18 protein-coding genes are annotated in these 14,677 nt (G+C 35.1%); 14 read left to right on the forward strand and 4 right to left on the reverse strand.

What is annotated here, in order from left to right; translation table 11 throughout:
• Positions 1–89 precede the first annotated feature (89 nt).
• Positions 90–1,718: an L-glutamate gamma-semialdehyde dehydrogenase gene (gene pruA / locus OLM53_RS07865; protein WP_264519689.1), complete on the forward strand. Its 1,629-nt coding sequence runs from the start codon at positions 90–92 to the stop codon at positions 1,716–1,718.
• A gap of 115 nt (positions 1,719–1,833) precedes the next feature.
• The gene (locus tag OLM53_RS07870; RefSeq protein WP_264519690.1) at positions 1,834–2,853 is read left to right on the forward strand and encodes a T9SS type A sorting domain-containing protein; all 1,020 of its coding nucleotides are present in this window, start codon (positions 1,834–1,836) and stop codon (positions 2,851–2,853) included.
• A 33-nt stretch (positions 2,854–2,886) separates the two neighbouring features.
• Here the strand turns inward: OLM53_RS07870 and rsmG are convergent, their stop codons facing one another.
• Positions 2,887–3,516 (reverse strand): 16S rRNA (guanine(527)-N(7))-methyltransferase RsmG, encoded by a 630-nt coding sequence (gene rsmG, locus OLM53_RS07875; protein WP_264519691.1) that lies wholly within the window; start codon positions 3,514–3,516, stop codon positions 2,887–2,889.
• Between the two features lie 108 nt (positions 3,517–3,624).
• Between rsmG and OLM53_RS07880 the strand changes: the two genes are divergently transcribed.
• The 9 genes from OLM53_RS07880 to OLM53_RS07920 all read left to right on the forward strand — a co-directional run bounded on the left by OLM53_RS07880 (position 3,625) and on the right by OLM53_RS07920 (position 9,245).
• The gene (locus OLM53_RS07880) at positions 3,625–4,719 is read left to right on the forward strand and encodes a fatty acid desaturase family protein (RefSeq protein ID WP_264519692.1); all 1,095 of its coding nucleotides are present in this window, start codon (positions 3,625–3,627) and stop codon (positions 4,717–4,719) included.
• Positions 4,720–4,779: 60 nt separating this feature from the next.
• Positions 4,780–5,964, forward strand: coding sequence for a pyridoxal phosphate-dependent aminotransferase (locus tag OLM53_RS07885; protein WP_264519693.1), 1,185 nt, complete (start codon positions 4,780–4,782; stop codon positions 5,962–5,964).
• Positions 5,965–5,975: 11 nt separating this feature from the next.
• Positions 5,976–6,290, forward strand: coding sequence for a DUF6370 family protein (locus tag OLM53_RS07890; protein ID WP_264519694.1), 315 nt, complete (start codon positions 5,976–5,978; stop codon positions 6,288–6,290).
• A gap of 3 nt (positions 6,291–6,293) precedes the next feature.
• Complete coding sequence (locus tag OLM53_RS07895) at positions 6,294–6,869, forward strand: Crp/Fnr family transcriptional regulator (RefSeq protein ID WP_264519695.1); 576 nt, start codon at positions 6,294–6,296, stop codon at positions 6,867–6,869.
• Positions 6,870–7,032: 163 nt separating this feature from the next.
• Entirely contained in the window at positions 7,033–7,749 is a 717-nt protein-coding gene (locus OLM53_RS07900; RefSeq protein ID WP_264519696.1) for a pirin family protein, read from the forward strand.
• 11 nt (positions 7,750–7,760) lie between these two features.
• Positions 7,761–8,012, forward strand: coding sequence for a GNAT family N-acetyltransferase (locus tag OLM53_RS07905; RefSeq protein ID WP_264519697.1), 252 nt, complete (start codon positions 7,761–7,763; stop codon positions 8,010–8,012).
• 65 nt (positions 8,013–8,077) lie between these two features.
• Complete coding sequence (locus tag OLM53_RS07910) at positions 8,078–8,485, forward strand: OsmC family protein (protein ID WP_264519698.1); 408 nt, start codon at positions 8,078–8,080, stop codon at positions 8,483–8,485.
• A gap of 1 nt (position 8,486) precedes the next feature.
• Positions 8,487–8,717 carry a (4Fe-4S)-binding protein gene (locus OLM53_RS07915; protein WP_264519699.1) on the forward strand — a complete coding sequence of 77 codons (231 nt, stop codon included), beginning with the start codon at positions 8,487–8,489 and terminating at the stop codon, positions 8,715–8,717.
• A complete protein-coding gene (locus OLM53_RS07920; protein ID WP_264519700.1) occupies positions 8,718–9,245 on the forward strand; it encodes an NADPH-dependent FMN reductase in 528 nt (175 codons plus the stop codon).
• A 1-nt stretch (position 9,246) separates the two neighbouring features.
• Here OLM53_RS07920 and OLM53_RS07925 read toward each other — a convergent pair whose 3' ends face one another.
• Entirely contained in the window at positions 9,247–9,843 is a 597-nt protein-coding gene (locus OLM53_RS07925; protein ID WP_264519701.1) for a hypothetical protein, read from the reverse strand.
• Between the two features lie 151 nt (positions 9,844–9,994).
• On the opposite strand from OLM53_RS07925, the gene fabD reads away from it, so the two are divergent.
• Together fabD and OLM53_RS07935 are read left to right on the forward strand one after the other, a co-directional pair.
• Positions 9,995–10,864, forward strand: a complete 870-nt coding sequence (fabD, locus tag OLM53_RS07930; RefSeq protein WP_264519702.1) for an ACP S-malonyltransferase — start codon at positions 9,995–9,997, stop codon at positions 10,862–10,864.
• Between the two features lie 21 nt (positions 10,865–10,885).
• Entirely contained in the window at positions 10,886–11,146 is a 261-nt protein-coding gene (locus OLM53_RS07935; RefSeq protein WP_264519703.1) for a hypothetical protein, read from the forward strand.
• A 51-nt stretch (positions 11,147–11,197) separates the two neighbouring features.
• On the opposite strand, the gene galE is transcribed toward OLM53_RS07935, so the two are convergent.
• The gene (gene galE / locus OLM53_RS07940; RefSeq protein WP_264519704.1) at positions 11,198–12,211 is read right to left on the reverse strand and encodes a UDP-glucose 4-epimerase GalE; all 1,014 of its coding nucleotides are present in this window, start codon (positions 12,209–12,211) and stop codon (positions 11,198–11,200) included.
• A 3-nt stretch (positions 12,212–12,214) separates the two neighbouring features.
• The gene (locus tag OLM53_RS07945) at positions 12,215–13,345 is read right to left on the reverse strand and encodes a DegT/DnrJ/EryC1/StrS family aminotransferase (protein ID WP_264519705.1); all 1,131 of its coding nucleotides are present in this window, start codon (positions 13,343–13,345) and stop codon (positions 12,215–12,217) included.
• Between the two features lie 94 nt (positions 13,346–13,439).
• Between OLM53_RS07945 and OLM53_RS07950 the strand changes: the two genes are divergently transcribed.
• The gene (locus OLM53_RS07950; protein ID WP_264519706.1) at positions 13,440–14,675 is read left to right on the forward strand and encodes a 3-deoxy-D-manno-octulosonic acid transferase; all 1,236 of its coding nucleotides are present in this window, start codon (positions 13,440–13,442) and stop codon (positions 14,673–14,675) included.
• The last annotated feature ends 2 nt before the right edge of the window (positions 14,676–14,677 follow it).

Below are 14,677 nucleotides of genomic sequence, written 5' to 3' on the forward strand. Positions count from 1 at the left end.
TTCCTTTGTACTTTTGTGTGAAATTTAATAATTCATAGTTAATGAGTTATTTCATTTTCATATTGTCTAATTTTCAAAATTAAATTCCTATGCCAAAAGGTTTTTTTCATGTCCCAAAAGCGGCCAATGAACCCGTAAAATCATACGCTCCCAATTCTCCAGAAAAAGCTGCCGTTCTGGCCGCATACCAAAAAATGTGGAAAGAAACAATTGATGTTCCTAACTACATTGGCAACGAAGAAATTCGAACCGGAAACACTCGAAATATGACAGCGCCACATGATCATCAACATGTTGTTGGACAATACCATTTGGCAGAAAAAATCCATATCGAAAAGGCCATTGCCTCAGCTCTTGAAGCAAGAAAAAAATGGGCCAATATGGCTTGGGAACAACGTGCGGCTATCTTTTTAAAAGCAGCCGAATTAATTGCTGGACCTTATCGTGCCAAAATCAATGCTGCCACTATGATTGCCCAATCGAAAACTGTTTTTCAGGCAGAGATTGATGCGTCTTGTGAGCTAATTGACTTCTTGCGTTACAACGTAGAATTCATGACTCAAATTTATAACGACCAACCTAAGTCAGTTTCCGATGTTTGGAACCGAGTAGAATACCGTCCGTTAGAAGGTTTTGTTTATGCAATAACACCGTTTAACTTTACTGCTATCGCCGCTAATTTACCTGCAAGTGCTGCATTAATGGGAAATGTGGTTGTATGGAAACCAAGTGATAGCCAGGTTTTTTCTGCAAAAATAATAATTGATGTTTTCAAAGAAGCGGGAGTTCCTGATGGTGTTATCAACGTAGTTTTTGGAGACCCTGTTATGATTACGGATACTGTATTAGCTAGCCCTGATTTTGCTGGAGTTCATTACACTGGCTCCACATTTGTGTTCAAAGAAATCTGGAAGAAAATCGGAACCAATATTCATACCTATAAAACCTATCCAAGAATCGTTGGAGAAACGGGTGGAAAAGATTTCGTTTTGGCACATCCAAGTGCTAATGTAAAACAAGTCGTTACTGGAATCACTCGTGGTGGTTTTGAATTCCAAGGGCAAAAATGTTCAGCGGCTTCAAGAGCATATATTCCTCAGAGTTTATGGCCAGCTGTAAAAGAGCAATTAATTACTGATGTAAAATCTATGAAAATGGGATCGCCAGAAGATTTTGGCAATTTTATTACAGCGGTAATACACGAAGGTTCTTTTGATAAATTAGCTAAGTATATTGACCAAGCTAAAAAAGATGCCGATGCTGAAATTATTGTGGGTGGAAACTATGATAAATCAAAAGGATATTTCATTGAGCCTACTATTATTGTAACCACTAATCCCAAATACACTACAATGGAGACCGAACTTTTCGGACCTGTAGTAACCCTTTATGTTTATGAAGATGCTAAATGGAAAGAAACCTTAGCCCTAGTTGATGGAACTTCAGAATACGCTTTAACAGGAGCGATATTTAGTCAAGATCGCTATGCTATTGAAGAAGCTACTTTGGCTTTGCAAAACAGTGCTGGGAATTTTTACATCAATGACAAACCAACTGGAGCTGTAGTTGGAATGCAACCATTCGGAGGAGCAAGAGCTTCTGGAACAAATGATAAAGCGGGTTCTATGCAAAATTTATTGCGTTGGGTTTCTCCAAGAACCATCAAAGAAACTATGGTTACTCCTGAAGATTACCGTTATCCTTTTTTAGGAGAATAAAATTACAGTAGTATTCCATTTGCTATATTTTTAAAAAGTTCAAGTTTTCGCTTGGACTTTTTTTATACATTTGAAATTAATTATTGGATTGTCAACTTCATAAAAAAAATAAACTATGAAAATAAAATTACTTTCATTATTATCCCTAGTTTCTATGATTGGTTTTGCCCAACATCAGGTCAATTCATTTTATGGAACAAATGGTTTTGTAAGCACTGCGGTGACTACTGCCACTGCATTAACTCAAGGCTCGGGTGGTATTGATCAGAACTGGTCGTTTTCAGGCTTCGTTCCTCTTGGCTCCTCAACATACACCTATGTTGCTCCTACAACTACAGAATCTACCACTTATCCAGGTAGCACTAATGTAATTGTTACCACTTCAGCTACAGCTACTGGAAAGATGTTTACAAAAGCTGCTGGGACAACTATTTCGATAACTGGTTTAGATTCTTCAGGATTGAATATCAATTTTAATGGCGGTTCCAATGGAAGTGGTAATGCTACACTAGGAGCTTTCCCGATGGTGTATCCGTTTACTAATACAGACAACAACGTTAGTGGAAATTACGTCTACGGCACTAATTCGGGAACATTTTCAGGAACATTAGTTACATCTGTTGATGGTTATGGCGTTTTGAACTTACCTGATTATGGTTATACTGGTAATGTAACCCGATTAAAAACAGTACTTTCAGTTACTTTATACTTAAGTATTTTTCCAGTAGGAACAGCTTCTCAGACTACTTATGCTTATTATGAAACTAACGATTCGACAAACAATTTTAAATTTAGAAGTCTCAACACTGTTGTGGTATCCTCAGCAGCTGGTATCAACCAAAATGATACAACCTATGAAATAGGTACTATGCCAGTTTTGGGAAATACTTATAATACACTTCAATCGGTTTGGATTCAAAACCCTGTACAAAACACTATTGAAATAAACTCAGGAAATCCTATAGAGAATGCCAACATAAGTATTACCGATATGTTAGGCAAAACAATCTATCAAAGCAAAAACGAAACGATTAACGGAACATTAGATATTCCAATTTCATTAACTAAAGGGATATATCTCATCACTATAGGAAATGAAAACGGAAGTATAACGAAGAAAATTATTAAGAGTTAACACTAAAAAAGTCCCTAGCAGTAGGGACTTTTTTTAAGCTTTAAACTTTAATGGTAAGTGCACTACCTTTTTGGTTTCAAAGAATTCATCCGAGAAGAAATCGGCTATATTATATTCCTTGGCATAGGGAAACGATTTTAATTCTTCTGTTAAATCACCGCCTTTTAAATATAGAATTCCATTTTTCAAAGTGTGTTTGTTTTGCTTTTTAATTTTGTCTTTTATCCAAGAAACAAAATCGGGCATATTCGTTACGGCGCGGCTTACAATAAAATCATAATCCCCTTTAACTTCCAAAGCTCTAATTTGTTCTGCTTTTACATTTTTTAATTCTAATGCTTCGGCAACAGCTTTTACCACATTTATTTTTTTTAGAATAACATCTATCAAATAGAAACGAGTTTCGGGAAAAAGTATCGCTAAGGGAATTCCTGGAAATCCACCACCTGTTCCTACATCAAGAATATAGGTTCCAGGTTCAAAAGCTTGGATTTTGGCTATAGCCAAAGAATGCAAAACGTGTTTGGTATATAATTCATCAATGTCTTTACGAGAAATCACATTAATTTTGGCATTCCAATCTTGGTACAACGCTTCTAACTTTTGAAACTGCAAGAGTTGATTTTCAGTAAGATTAGGAAATTGTTTGATAATTTCTTCCATAACTTGATTTTTCAACAAAAATAGTGCTTTTGGTTAATAATTATGATTTGTTTATAATCTTTAAAATATTATAATAATTATCTTTGGGGAAAATTTGATTAATACTAAATGGAGACCACAACCCCAATATTTTCTAAGAACGACAATTTGAAATTCTTTAGAACCTTAAACTCAAGAGTTAATAATTATTTTAAGGAAAACAATTTAAACAGAACTGGAAATTGGAAATTACACTTGAAAACAGTTGTAATGTTTACCATTTTCTTAACCCCATACTTCATTTTGCTTGCTTTAGACATGCCTTTTTGGGTTTATCTTTTGCTTAATGTTGTTATTGGTATCGGAATGGCAGGCGTTGGAATGAACGTTATGCACGATGGAAATCACGGTGCTTATTCTACTAAATCATGGGTCAACAAATTCATGGGAGGTAGCATTTATATCTTGGCCGGAAATGTCTATAACTGGCAAGTGCAACACAACGTTTTGCATCATACTTATACTAATATTTTAGGTCACGATGAAGATTTAGAAGCGGGAAGAATTATGCGTTTTACCAAAGAAGCCAAATGGTATCGCTTTCACAAATTCCAACAATATTATTCTGTTTTCTTGTATGGCTTGTTAACTTTCAACTGGGCAATTACTACCGATTTCCTTCAAATGAAACGTTATTTGAAACGAAATTTATCTTATGGTGAATTCAAAAAACCTGTAGTTCGTTGGACGACATTGATCATTACTAAAATTATTTATTTCTCTATTTGGTTAGTAATTCCGATGGTTTTAGGCATCACTTGGTGGAAAGTAATTTTAGGGTTTTTGGTTATGCATTACACTGCTGGAGTTATCCTGAGTGTAGTGTTCCAATTAGCTCACGTAGTGGAAGAAACAGAAAATCCAATTCCAGACGATAATGGCGAAATTGAAAATACTTGGGCCATTCACCAACTATTCACAACTGCTAACTTTGCTCCAAAAAACTGGTTGGTAAACTACTATACTGGCGGTTTAAACCACCAAGTTGAGCATCATTTGTTTCCAAACATCAGTCACATTCACTATGATAAAATCGCCGAAATTGTGAAACAAACGGCTGCCGAATGTGAATTACCTTACTACGAATTCAAAACTACAAGAGCTGCTATCATTTCACATTTCAGACATTTAAGGGAACTGGGAAGACAACCGCAATTAACCTAATTTTTAGAAACAGACGCCTTACTTGGCGTCTCTTTTATTTACCATAAATCACACAACCTAATGAGCATCTTATCAGACAGAATTAATAACTTATCTACCTCACAAACACTGGCTATGGCTGCCTTAGCTAGAGAATTAAAAGCCCAAGGAAAAGACATCATCAGTTTAAGTTTAGGGGAACCCGATTTCAATACGCCTGACTTCATCAAAGAAGCCGCTAAAAAAGCTATCGATGAAAACTATAGCACATACACTCCTGTAGACGGTTATGTAGAATTGAAAGAGGCCGTTTGTAGAAAATTCAAACGCGATAATAATTTAGACTATAAACCTGCTAACATAGTAGTATCTACAGGTGCTAAACAATCTTTATACAATATTGCTCAAGTAATGTTGAATGATGGTGATGAAGTCATTTTACCTGCACCGTATTGGGTTTCTTATTTTGAAATCATCAAATTATCAGGCGGAGTTCCAGTTGAAGTTCCGACTTCTGTTGAAACCGATTTTAAAATGACAGCCGAACAATTGGAAAAAGCGATTACGCCAAAAACCAAAATGATGTGGTTCAGTTCACCATGCAATCCAAGCGGTTCGGTATATAATCGTGAGGAGTTGACAGCTATTGGGAAAGTATTAGAAAAATATCCTAACATTTATATCGTTTCTGACGAAATCTACGAACATATTAACTTCTCTGGAACCTTCTGCAGTATTGGTTCAATTCCAGGATTGTTTGAAAGAACGATTACTGTGAATGGTGTTGCTAAAGCATTTGCCATGACGGGTTGGAGAATTGGGTATATCGGCGCCCCTGAATTTATTGCTAAAGCTTGTACTAAAATGCAAGGTCAAGTAACCTCGGGTGCGAATTCTATTGCACAAAGAGCTACGATTACCGCTGTGGATGCTGATCCAAAAGTCTTGAATGAAATGGTAACTGCTTTTAAAAACCGTAGAGATTTAGTGGTGGCTTTAGCCAAAGAAATTCCAGGTTTTAAAATCAATGTTCCTGAAGGTGCGTTCTATCTTTTCCCTGATGTTGCTTCTTATTTCGGAAAAACATTGCGCGGAAAATTGATTAACAATGCCGATGATTTCTCGATGTATTTATTATCTGAAGCTAATGTGGCAACGGTTACTGGAGACGCTTTTGGAAATCCAAATTGCATCCGTCTTTCCTATGCTACTAGCGAAGCATTATTAACCGAAGCTTTCAAAAGAATCAAAGAAGCTTTAGCCTAAATTATATTGTTATGAAAAAAATAGTTTCAATTCTTGTTCTTTTCTTTTGCATTAGTCTTACTGCACAAGAAAAACCTAAAACACAAATTGTAGAAGCCGCTTGTGGTCAATGCCAATTTGGGATGAAAAGCAAAGGCGGTTGTGATTTAGCGGTTCGAATTGATGGAAAATCGTATTTCGTAGACGGAACCGACATCAACAAACACGGAGATGCACACGCTACTGATGGATTTTGTTCTGCTATAAGAAAAGCGGAAGTCGTTGGTGAAGTAAAAAATGATCGTTTCGTGGTCAGTTCCTTTAAATTGCTTCCTGCAAAAGAGTAATCCATGGCTCAAATCTTGGATAACATTTCAAAAATTCTAACGCTTACTCCAGAAGAGCAAGCGTTTTTTTTGTCTAAAATCGAAACTAAACACTATAAAGCTAAAACTATCATTCTTAACGCTGGAGAAGTTTGCAAACATTCCTATTTTGTGAATTCAGGATTGCTAAGAAGCTTTACCATCAATGACAATATTATCGAGCATGTATTGAGTTTCGCCTGTGAGGGTTGGTGGATTGGAGATATGTATAGCTTGCTTTCGCAAAAACCAGGCAATCTTTTTATTGAAGTGTTAGAAGATGCAGAAGTAGTATTGTTATCCAAAGAAAATCAGGAAATACTATATCTCGAAATCCCAAAACTGGAAAGGTTCTTCAGAATTCTTACCGAAAACTCTTTGGTAGCAAATCAAGAGCGCCTGATGGATAACTTGAGTTTAACAGCAGAAGAAAGGTTTGAGAAATTTTGTTCCAAATACCCCTCCTTAATTCAAAAAGTTCCTCAAAAACAAATTGCGTCTTATATTGGAGTTACTCCTGAGTTCTTTAGCAAGATGAAAGCAAGGATGTTGAAAAAATGATTTCTTAATCTACATTAAGTGCACTCCGCTTCCTTGTGATGTAAATTTGTATCATAATAATTAATACATTTATACATCATGACATCGCCACTACAATTCTAATAATTAAAGAAGATAGTAATAGCGATTGCATTTGACATTTAAAAAACAATATTAAAGACAAATGAAAAATACAGTTTTACACAAAGCCAATACTAGAGGACATGCCGACCATGGTTGGTTAAATGCTCATCATACTTTTAGTTTCGCAAGCTACTATGACCCTAACCGAGTGCAGTTTGGTGTTCTTAGAGTCTTAAATGATGATATTGTTGCGCCTGGAATGGGATTTGGTACACATCCTCACGATAATATGGAAATCATTACGATTCCATTAGAAGGTGATTTGGCGCACAAAGACAGCATGGGGAATACAGAGGTGATTAAATTTGGCGACGTTCAAGTAATGAGTGCCGGAACTGGAATTCAACACTCTGAATTCAATCCAAATCAAGATAAAAGAACCAATTTGTTGCAGATTTGGGTGTTCCCAAAATTCAGAAACGTTGAACCTCGTTACCAACAAATCACCCTAGACACTACTGATAGACATAATAAATTTCAACAAGTGTTATCACCTAATGCAGAGGATGGAGGTGTTTGGATTCATCAAGATGCTTGGTTTCATATGGCGAATTTAGATAAAGGGATAAGTGTTGAATACAATCGTAACAAAGAAGGTAACGGCTTGTATGTGTTTGTAATCAAAGGAAGCGTTACAGTAGATGGTCAAGTATTAGAACACCGCGATGGTATAGGAATCACCGATTTTGATAAAGTATCTTTTGAAGCAACATCAGATGCTGAAGTATTGTTAATGGAAGTTCCAATGATTCAATAAATAAAAAAGTAATGAGTGAAGTTCAATTAAAAATCAATGATAAAAATGGTGTGTTTTACATTGATGTAGACGGAAAACACGAAGCCATGATGACTTTTGTATTTGCAGGTGAAGATAAAATCATCATCGACCATACTGAAGTAAATCCTGGCAACGAAGGGAAAGGGTTTGGCAAAAAAATGGTTACTAAAGCTGTTGAATGGGCTCGTGAAAAAGGCATCAAAATTATTCCGCTTTGTCCGTTTGCTAAAAGTGTTTTTTGACAAAGTTCCCGAATTTAGAGACGTTTTGTAATCGCCCCGAAATAGCCTCAATTTAAAAAATAAGTATGGCAAATCTTTTAGAAAATAACGTAGAAGGAAAAATTGGTACACAGAAATATTTGTGTACCATTTCTTGGCGTAATGGTACCTTATTGATGGATGAACCCGAGAGTGTGGGTGGAGAAAATATTGGGCCCGACCCGTTTTCAACATTCCTAGCTTCACTAGCAGGTTGTACTTTATCTACTTTACGAATGTACATTGATCGAAAAGGATGGGACATTCCTGAAATCAATATTTCTTTAAATTTAGCTCAGAGCTTGAATCCTGACTTGGAAACTAGTATTTCAAGAAACATTACTTTCCCAACCAACATTAGTGACGAGCAAAAAGAACGTTTGCTTTTAATAGCTGAGAAATGTCCGATTTCAAAAATTCTGAAAAATAAAATAACGATTAACACCACTATATAACATGGATGCTAAAGACCTCATCAAAGAATACAGCAATGGAGAAGTAACCATTGTATGGAAAAATGCACTATGCAAACACGCCGCCGAATGTGTAAAAAACAACCCCGATGTGTTTAAACCTAAAGAAAAACCATGGATTCATGCAGAAAATTCGACAACAGATAAAATTATCGAAACTGTCAAAAAGTGCCCATCAGGAGCCTTAACCTATTATCTAAATAAAGATAAATAAATGAAAAAAATCATAGCTTTTGGAGGTTCGTCTAGTAAGAATTCCATCAACAAACAATTGGCTATTTATGTGGCAAATCTGTTTCCCAATGCATCGGTAGAAGTCTTGGATTTAAACGACTATGAAATGCCTGTATTCTCGGTAGACAAAGAAAAAGAAGATGGAATTCATCATTTAGCCCATGCTTTTTATGATAAAATAGGAACTGCTGATTTCATTGTGTTATCACTTGCTGAACATAACGGAGCTTATTCCTCGGCGTTTAAAAACACTTTGGATTGGGCATCTCGAATCAACAACAAAACCTTTCAAGAAAAACCGATGTTGTTATTAGCCACTTCACCTGGAGCAAGAGGTGGCGCTACTGTTTTAGAAATTGCCACTAAAAGATTTCCTTTCCAAGGTGCTGATTTGAAAGGTAGTTTTTCGTTACCTACCTTCTATGAAAATTTTGACGCTGTGAATGGCATCATTAATCCTGAACTGAAAAAACAATTACAAGAGATTATTGAGTCCATCGAGATTTAGTTTATTGATTTCTGAAAAAGCTTTCGGGGAAAATTATGATTTTAAAGATATAAATCGGCGCATCAAAAGTATTGGTAAGTGCCGATTTTTTATTAAAAAGACTTCTGTAACCAACTCCTGCACCAGCTCCTATCCAAGGTAAAATTTTGTAATTAACTTGACCTGATATTTCATTTACATACAAATCCAAATTAATATCTTTTACAACATCATTATTAACTTCATGGATAAACGTTGGTTTACCATACCCTACTTGTTCTGTAACAAAACATTCAAAGTGATTATTTTTATAAAGAATCCAATCATTAAAAACACTCACGTACCAAAAATTAATAATGTTTTCACCTGGTAAGTTGGATATCTTATCAATGTAACGCACTGTTACTGGATTAATTATAAAGGAAGCCCCTACTCCAAAACGAGTAAGTTTTTTGTATTGAAGTCCAAACTTACCTCCGAAAATTATAACCTCATCACCATGTATTTTTGAAAATCGATTGTCTAATTGGAAATTGAATCTCCACTTTTTAGGGATTTCAACTTGCGCTTGGGTTTGGGCAAAACAAACAAAAAAAAGGAGAACAATGAAGTGTTTCATTTATATTAAAGGTTTAGGGCAAATACTATAGAACGATGAAAAGTACAAAAGTTTAATTATGCTTGATTTTTTTTAACATTTCTATTAGAAATGTGTTTTTTAGCTACTTTTGCCTCAAATAAAAAGAAGATAATCCTCTAAAAAAGAAGTAATGAAAGCATACGTTTTTCCTGGACAAGGAGCTCAGTTTACTGGAATGGGTAAAGAATTATACGAGAACTCGGCTTTAGCCAAAGAATTATTCGAAAAAGCAAATGAAATTCTAGGTTTCAGCATTACAGATATTATGTTTGAAGGTACTGCCGAAGCATTAAAAGAAACGAAAGTAACTCAACCTGCAGTCTTTTTACACTCGGTAATTTTAGCCAAAACATTAAACATCAAACCTGATATGGTTGCAGGTCACTCCTTAGGCGAATTCTCGGCATTGGTTGCCAATGGAACTTTGTCTTTTGAAGATGGATTAAAATTGGTTTCCCAACGCGCCATTGCCATGCAAAAAGCGTGTGAGATTACACCTTCTACTATGGCAGCCGTTTTAAATTTAGAGGATAAAATTGTTGAAGATATTTGTGCTTCCATTGATGGTGTTGTGGTTGCCGCTAACTACAACTGTCCTGGACAATTAGTAATTTCAGGAGAGTATAAAGCCGTAGAATTAGCTTGCGAAAAAATGAAAGAAGCTGGTGCCAAACGTGCTTTGATTTTACCTGTTGGAGGTGCTTTTCATTCTCCTATGATGGAACCTGCAAGAGAAGAATTAGCCGCTGCTATTGAAGCTACTACTTTCTCAACACCAAGTTGTCCTGTGTATCAAAATGTAACAGCAACCGCAGTTTCTGATGCCAATGAAATCAAGAAAAACTTAATTATTCAATTAACTGCTCCTGTGAGATGGACACAATCCGTGCAACAAATGATAAAAGATGGGGCTACTAGTTTTACTGAAGTTGGGCCTGGTAAAGTTTTAGTTGGATTAGTCAATAAAATTGATAAAGAGGTTGAAACCATTTCGGCATAATAAAATTTAAACAAAAAAATTATGAAAAAAATAATCTTATCCCTAGCATTTATTGCTGTACTAATTTCTTGTCAAGATAAAACGAAAGAAAAATTAAATGAGGCGAAGGATGCTGTAACCGAAGAAGTAAAAGAAACTATTGATTCGGCAAAACTAAAAGCGAAAGCCAAACTAGATTCTGCTAAAGTCAAAGCCGAAGCAAAAGTAGACAGCGTAAAAATTAAAAGTGCTGAAAAAATGGAAGCTGCAGCAAAGAAATTAAAAGAGTCTGTCAAAAAATAATAAAAAAGCCCTCAAAACAGAGGGCTTCTTTTATATTAAAAATTAAATGGTTTAACTTCTAACCTTTTGTTCCCATTTCCAGGCAGAAGCCAAGGCTTCTTCTAAAGAAAATGCAGCTTTCCAACCTAAAACATCGTTTGCTTTATCTGTATTGGCATAAGCCATAATAACATCGCCCTCTCTTCTTGGAACAATCTTATAAGGTAATTTTTGTCCTGAAACTTTTTCGAAAGCATTGATTACTTCTAGGACTGAACTTCCTTTTCCTGTTCCTAAATTAAAAATTTCTACTTTATCTAAATTACGTTTGTTTAATAACCTTTGCATAGCAATTACATGTGCTTTGGCCAAATCAACGACATGAATATAATCACGAATACAAGTTCCGTCCGGAGTTGGATAATCATTACCAAAAACAGACAATTCTTTTCTTAATCCGAATGCGGTTTGTGTAATAAATGGAACCAAATTTTGAGGAACTCCAAGTGGTAATTCCCCTATTTCTGTACTGGAATGTGCCCCAATCGGATTGAAATAACGTAACAAAACAGAATTAAGATTAGTCACTTTAGCTACATCAAAAATGATTTCTTCTCCAATTTGCTTTGTATTCCCATACGGAGAAATAGCTGGTTGTACAGAGGCATCTTCTGTGATAGGCATTTTTTCGGCTTGACCATAAACGGTACAGGAAGAACTGAAAATAAAATTAGCCTGTTGCAATTTTGTTATTTCCTGAAGTACATAAACCAAAGCGTTAATATTATTTTCGTAATATAACAAAGGGTCATCAACACTTTCTCCGACAGCTTTTGAAGCTGCAAAATGAATTACACCAGCAACATCATGGTGTGTTTTGAAAAAATTTTGAACCGCTAATTTATTTCTTAAATCAATGTTTTCGAATAGTGGTTTTATTTTAGTAATTCTTTCAATACCATCGAGTACATCCAATGACGAATTAGAAAGATTATCGATAACTACTACTTCAAAACCTTCATTTTGTAATTCAACAACCGTGTGCGAACCAATAAATCCTAAACCGCCAGTTACAACTATTTTCATTTGTTATTTTAAGAATTCTAAAACGCTATCTGTAATAAATTTTATTTGCTCATCATCCAATTCTGTGTGCATTGGCAAAGAAATCACTTCTTTAACTAATTGATTGGTTACTGGAAAATCTTCTTCTTTATATCTTGAATCTAAATAGGCTTTTTGAGAGTGCAACGGAATCGGATAATAAATAGCGCATGGAATTCCTTTGGCTAATAAATGTTCCATCAAGGCATTTCTATCGGCGTCTATAATACGCAGAGTATATTGGTGAAACACATGACAATCGCAAATATCACAAATCGTTGGTGCAATGATGTTTTTGTGTCCTTCAAAAGCGGACGAATATTTTCTTGCTGCATTTTGTCTTGCTTCGTTATAACTATCTAATAATGGTAATTTAGCATCTAAAACTGCTGCTTGAATGCTATCTAGGCGTGAATTTACTCCAACCACATCGTGATGATAACGAACGTACATTCCGTGATTTACAATACCGCGAATAGTATGTGCCAAAGCATCATCATTGGTGAAAATAGCACCACCATCTCCATAACATCCTAAATTTTTAGAAGGAAAAAAAGAGGTTGATGATACATGTCCAATGGTACCTGCTTTCTTTTTAGTTCCATCAGAAAATTTACAATTAGCACCAATTGCCTGAGCATTATCTTCAATTACATATAAATTATGTTCCTTAGCAATCCGCATAATTGCTTCCATATTTGCCGCTCTTCCGAATAAATGCACTGGGACAATCGCTTTCGTTTTTGGGGTGATTGCTTTCTTAATAGCATCAATAGAAATATTCATATTTACCAGATCAACATCAACCAAAACAGGTGTTAATTGCAATAAAGCAATAACTTCAACAGTGGCAGCAAATGTAAAATCGGCAGTTATTACCTCATCCCCTGGTTTTAGGCCTAATCCCATCATGGCAATTTGCAAAGCATCAGTCCCATTAGCACAAGGAATGACGTGTTTCACATCTAAATACTGCTCAAGATTTTTTTGGAATTCGTGAACTTTTGGTCCATTAATGTAAGTTGTGGTATCTAAAACCTCTTGAATAGAGGCATCAACAGTGGTTTTTATTTTTTCGTATTGACTTTTTAGGTCAACCATTTGAATTTTTCTCATGATCCTAAAATTTGAGCCACAAAAGTAAGAAATTCTAAAGTAGAATTTCATGTTCAGTAAAAGAAACGTACTTTAGCGCAACAAATTTTTTAGGATGCTTTTTCTATACAATGTTTTACTGCTTTTCGCATCACAAATTGTGAAATTATTGGCGCTTTTTAGTCCAAAAATAAAGCTGTTTGTTGACGGTAGAAAGACTGTTTTTGAAGCATTAACCAGCAAAATTAATCCGGAAGATAAAACGATTTGGTTTCATGCAGCATCATTAGGCGAATATGAACAAGGTTTGCCTGTAATTGAAAAAATAAAAATACAGTTTCCAAATCATAAAATCGTGTTGACTTTCTTTTCTCCTTCTGGTTTTGAAGTTCGGAAAAATAATACCATTGCTGATGTCACTATTTATCTGCCATTAGACACAAAATCAAACGCAAAGGAATTTCTGAAATTGGTGCACCCCGAGTTGGTTTTCTTTATTAAATATGAGTATTGGCCCAATTATTTAAACGAACTAAAAAAAGCCAATATCAAAACCTATTTGATTTCAGGCATTTTTAGAGAAAACCAAGCCTTTTTCAAATGGTATGGTGGTTTTTATAGAAATGCTTTAAAGGCTTTCGATTACTTTTTTGTTCAGAATGAAAGCTCCAAATTATTACTTCAAAAATTGGGTTTTACTAATGTGAAAATTTCTGGCGACACCCGATTTGATAGAGTTGTTGCTATTTTAGAACGAGACAATTCATTGGATTTTATCAAGCAATTCAAAAACAACACTACAACAATTGTGATTGGAAGTTCATGGCCAAAAGATGAAAGTTTATTGGTGAACTATATCAATGAAACTGCTGAAAATGTAAAATTCATCATTGCTCCACACAACATTAAAGCCGAACAAATTCAGGAATTGAAAAAATCCATTTCTAAGAAGACTATTTTATTTTCTGAAAAAGAAAATGTTGATTTATCACAATATGATGTTTTAATCATCGACACTATTGGCATCTTGACCAAAATTTACAGTTATGCTGATATTGCCTATGTTGGCGGCGGTTTTGGAAATCCTGGTGTTCACAACATTTTGGAACCCGCCACTTTTGGAATTCCTATTGTTGTTGGGCCAAACTTCTCGCATTTTGCTGAAGCCATAGCTTTAGTTCATCAAGAAGGTTGTGTTTCGATTTCAAATCAAAATGATCTTGACGATGCCTTTTCAAATTTGATTTCAAACGAGGATATTCGTCATGAAAAAGGGCATATTTGCTCCACTTTTGTACAAATGAATAAAGGTGCAACTGATATTATTTTGAAACATATTAATAACAATTGATA

This window comes from Flavobacterium sp. N1994 (genome assembly GCF_025947145.1).
GTDB lineage: Bacteria > Bacteroidota > Bacteroidia > Flavobacteriales > Flavobacteriaceae > Flavobacterium.

Excerpts from the sequence above, each read along its gene's own strand:
- pruA (WP_264519689.1), top strand. The coding sequence starts at position 90 with ATGCCAAAAGGTTTTTTTCATGTCCCAAAAGCGGCCAATGAACCCGTA.
- OLM53_RS07910 (WP_264519698.1), top strand. The coding sequence starts at position 8,078 with ATGGCAAATCTTTTAGAAAATAACGTAGAAGGAAAAATTGGTACACAG.
- OLM53_RS07905 (WP_264519697.1), top strand. The coding sequence starts at position 7,761 with ATGAGTGAAGTTCAATTAAAAATCAATGATAAAAATGGTGTGTTTTAC.
- OLM53_RS07900 (WP_264519696.1), top strand. The coding sequence starts at position 7,033 with ATGAAAAATACAGTTTTACACAAAGCCAATACTAGAGGACATGCCGAC.
- fabD (WP_264519702.1), top strand. The coding sequence starts at position 9,995 with ATGAAAGCATACGTTTTTCCTGGACAAGGAGCTCAGTTTACTGGAATG.
- OLM53_RS07945 (WP_264519705.1), bottom strand. The coding sequence starts at position 13,345 with ATGAGAAAAATTCAAATGGTTGACCTAAAAAGTCAATACGAAAAAATA.
- OLM53_RS07925 (WP_264519701.1), bottom strand. The coding sequence starts at position 9,843 with ATGAAACACTTCATTGTTCTCCTTTTTTTTGTTTGTTTTGCCCAAACC.
- OLM53_RS07920 (WP_264519700.1), top strand. The coding sequence starts at position 8,718 with ATGAAAAAAATCATAGCTTTTGGAGGTTCGTCTAGTAAGAATTCCATC.
- galE (WP_264519704.1), bottom strand. The coding sequence starts at position 12,211 with ATGAAAATAGTTGTAACTGGCGGTTTAGGATTTATTGGTTCGCACACG.
- OLM53_RS07895 (WP_264519695.1), top strand. The coding sequence starts at position 6,294 with ATGGCTCAAATCTTGGATAACATTTCAAAAATTCTAACGCTTACTCCA.
- OLM53_RS07880 (WP_264519692.1), top strand. The coding sequence starts at position 3,625 with ATGGAGACCACAACCCCAATATTTTCTAAGAACGACAATTTGAAATTC.
- OLM53_RS07915 (WP_264519699.1), top strand. The coding sequence starts at position 8,487 with ATGGATGCTAAAGACCTCATCAAAGAATACAGCAATGGAGAAGTAACC.
- OLM53_RS07890 (WP_264519694.1), top strand. The coding sequence starts at position 5,976 with ATGAAAAAAATAGTTTCAATTCTTGTTCTTTTCTTTTGCATTAGTCTT.
- OLM53_RS07870 (WP_264519690.1), top strand. The coding sequence starts at position 1,834 with ATGAAAATAAAATTACTTTCATTATTATCCCTAGTTTCTATGATTGGT.
- rsmG (WP_264519691.1), bottom strand. The coding sequence starts at position 3,516 with ATGGAAGAAATTATCAAACAATTTCCTAATCTTACTGAAAATCAACTC.
- OLM53_RS07935 (WP_264519703.1), top strand. The coding sequence starts at position 10,886 with ATGAAAAAAATAATCTTATCCCTAGCATTTATTGCTGTACTAATTTCT.
- OLM53_RS07885 (WP_264519693.1), top strand. The coding sequence starts at position 4,780 with ATGAGCATCTTATCAGACAGAATTAATAACTTATCTACCTCACAAACA.
- OLM53_RS07950 (WP_264519706.1), top strand. The coding sequence starts at position 13,440 with ATGCTTTTTCTATACAATGTTTTACTGCTTTTCGCATCACAAATTGTG.